Genomic DNA, 410 nt, shown 5'->3' with positions numbered 1-410 from the left:
CCGCCGCGGCTGATCTGACCCGGCTCCTCGTCGCCGTACTCGGACGCGCCGCCGCCGCCCCGGCTGTCCAGGATCGTCAGCTCGCCGCGGAAGCGCTGCAGCACCACCTCGGTGGTGTACTTCTCCTGCCCCGACTGGTCCGTCCACTTGCGCGTCTGCAGCTGGCCCTCGATGTAAACCTTCGAGCCCTTCTTCAGGTACTGCTCCGCCACCCGGCCCAGGTTCTCGTTGAAGATCACCACCGAGTGCCACTCGGTCTTCTCCTTGCGCTCGCCCGTGCCCTTGTCCTTCCAGGTCTCCGACGTGGCGATCCGAAGGTTCACCACCGGCTCCCCGTTCGACAGACGCCGCACCTCAGGGTCGCGCCCCAGGTTCCCGACCAAAATCACCTTGTTCACACTGCCTGCCAT

At 66.3% G+C, this 410-nt stretch carries 1 protein-coding gene; it reads right to left on the bottom strand.

The window, feature by feature from the left end; all coding sequences use genetic code 11:
- The coding region (gene ssb, locus OC446_RS30645) for a single-stranded DNA-binding protein (protein WP_262032628.1) at positions 1-410 on the bottom strand (410 nt) is incomplete at both ends.

The organism is Microvirga sp. Mcv34, from assembly GCF_024519725.1.
Lineage (GTDB): Bacteria > Pseudomonadota > Alphaproteobacteria > Rhizobiales > Beijerinckiaceae > Microvirga.
Note: the sequence above shows the minus strand (reverse complement) of the source record. Positions and strands in the feature narration are given on the sequence as shown.